Source organism: Shewanella sp. GutDb-MelDb (assembly GCF_002836075.1).
Classification (GTDB): Bacteria; Pseudomonadota; Gammaproteobacteria; order Enterobacterales; family Shewanellaceae; genus Shewanella.
Genome location: NZ_PJBM01000047.1, coordinates 1 through 2,660, shown reverse-complemented (window position 1 = coordinate 2,660; position 2,660 = coordinate 1). Strand labels below are relative to the sequence as shown.

The following is a 2,660-nucleotide window of genomic DNA, read 5'->3' as shown; positions in this document are numbered from 1 at the left end:
CTAAAGCACCGTGGCGAACGGCATGGCTGATCTCGATTGAGGTTTCAGCTAAGGTCAGGATCAGTTTTTCAAGAGAGGGAGAAATCGCTTGCGATGTCAGGTTTTCAGCCAGAGTCTGCATGTTGTTTCCTATGACAATTTAATCACACTAAATTGAGTTAGAGATTTGAGGGTTTAAACTTATTATTGTCGGCGATGATACCTGAGAATGGCAGTTTTTTCAGCTGTAAAGCACACGCGCCTGTGCATATTGTGTGCATTGTTTTTGTTTTAGTGATGATTGAGGCACAATGTAGGCGAATTTTCAGTCAAAGCACGTTTTAACAACGTGTTATCCAAGGAATAATAATGAAAAAAAATTGGATGAACTTGCTGCTTGCTACTCTCCCTATGGTGATGGCATCGACAGCAGTTGCACAATCTACAGCATTAGCGGGCGGTGATACCCCGCTCACTATCGAACGTATGTATGCTTCTCCTGCACTTGCGGGCACCAGTCCTCGTGGACTTAAGTTATCGCCAGACGGTAAGCGGGTAACCTATTTAGCGGGTCGTAAAGATGATCAACACCTTTATGACCTATGGCAGATGGATGTGGCCAGCGGTAAGCAGAGTTTATTGCTTGATGCTGACAAGCTGGTAGCGGGCGAGTTATCGGATGAAGAAAAAGCACGCCGAGAGCGCCAACGCATCTATGGGCAAGGGATCATGGAGTACTTCTGGGCCGATGATAGCCAAGCTATCCTTATTCCAGCATCAGGCCTGCTGTATTATTTCTCCGTTAATAGTAACCAAGTCAAACTGCTTAATACCGGTGAAGGCTTTGCAACGGATGCGAGGTTGTCTCCTAAGGGCAATTTGGTCTCTTTTGTGCGTGAGCAAAACCTGTATGTGCTTGATCTCAAAACCGAGAAAGTGACTGCGCTAACAACCGATGGCGGCGGGGCAATCAAAAATGCCATGGCTGAATTTGTCGCTCAAGAAGAGATGGGCCGTATGACAGGCTATTGGTGGTCGCCTGATGAGTCGGCGATTGCTTATACCCGCATTGATGAGTCTGGCGTGGAGCTGGTGACGCGCAATGAAATTTATGCAGATGGCATCAAGCTGACTGAGCAACGTTACCCTTATGCGGGTAAAAACAACGTTAAAATTGAACTTGGCGTAGTGTCGCTTAATGACAAAAAGGTCGCTTGGGTTGATTTAGGTAAAGAGACAGATATCTACCTGCCGCGGGTTAAGTGGTTACCTGATAGCAAGCAGTTGTCGTACCAATGGCAAAGTCGTGATCAACAATCACTCGATTTAAGAGTGGTCAATATTGATGACATCAAGCGCAATAAAAACTTAGTGCAAGAGCGCAGCCAAGCTTGGGTTAATCTCAATGATGATCTGCACTTTTTAAAGCAACAAAAAGCCTTTATCTGGGCATCTGAGCGTGATGGATTTAACCACCTTTATTTGATTGGACTGGATGGCAACGTTATTCGTCAACTCACCAAGGGGGAGTGGGCGGTTGATGACGTCGAGTTTATCGATGAAAAAGCGGGCCAAGTTTACTTTACTGGCCGCCAAACTAAAGTGACTGAGAAGCAGTTATACCGCGTCGCTATTGCGGGTGGCAAGGTCGAGCCAATCAGTACTCGTTCTGGTATGCACTCAACGGTGTTTGCTGACAATCAACCTGTCTACTTGGACTATTTCAGTAGTTTATCGCAACCACCTCAGGTGAGCTTACATGACGATTCTGGCAAGCGCCTTGCTTGGGTAGAGCAAAACGAAGTCAAGCCAGGACATCCGCTGTATGACTACTTTGGTTTATGGCAAGTACCGGAGTTTGGTGAGTTAACCGCTGAAGATGGTCAAGCATTGCAATATAGAATGTTTAAGCCAACCCATTTTGATGCCAGTAAGAAATATCCAGTGGTGGTGCGTGTTTATGGCGGCCCACATGCTCAACTGGTGACAAACAGTTGGAGTCATCAAGATTACTTTACTCAACACCTACTGCAGCAGGGTTTTATCGTTTATCAACTGGATAACCGCGGTTCAGCTCATCGTGGTACTAAGTTTGAGTATGTCATCTATAAGCAGTTAGGTGATGCTGAAGTGAACGACCAGAAGGTGGGGGTCGATTACCTTCGCAGTTTGCCTTTTGTTGATGGCGACAATATTGCTATCTACGGCCATAGCTATGGCGGTTATATGGCATTAATGAGCTTGTTTAAAGCGCCAGACTACTTTAAAGCGGCTATCTCCGGAGCGCCAGTGTCTGATTGGTCACTGTACGATACGCATTACACCGAGCGTTATCTTAGCCACCCAGAGACGAATGCTAAAGGGTATGAGGCGAGCAGTGTATTGCCGTATGTGAAAGGCTACGAGTCTGGACTGCTGATGTACCACGGTATGGCAGATGACAATGTACTATTTGAAAATAGCACTCGAGTTTATAAAGCTCTACAAGATGAAGGTAAGCTATTCCAGATGATTGATTACCCTGGTTCAAAACACTCTATGCGCGGCGAGAAGGTTAGAGTGCACTTATATCGTTCTTTAGCTGACTTCTTAGAGCGTGAATTGAAATAGTACTATCGCTAAGTTAAAAATAGGCATGGAGGTTTTTTATGACTCTTTGCCTATATTTTATTAACTAAAGA

General features: G+C 45.3%; 1 protein-coding gene and 1 pseudogene. One reads left to right on the top strand and one right to left on the bottom strand.

The annotated features are described in order from the left end of the window. Positions 1-121 (bottom strand): annotated as a pseudogene (locus CXF82_RS01045) (fructose-bisphosphatase class I); the annotation flags it as partial. Positions 122-348: 227 nt separating this feature from the next. Between CXF82_RS01045 and CXF82_RS01040 the strand changes: the two are divergent. Continuing rightward, positions 349-2,589, top strand: coding sequence for a S9 family peptidase (locus CXF82_RS01040; protein ID WP_102043527.1), 2,241 nt, complete (start codon positions 349-351; stop codon positions 2,587-2,589). Positions 2,590-2,660 lie beyond the last annotated feature (71 nt).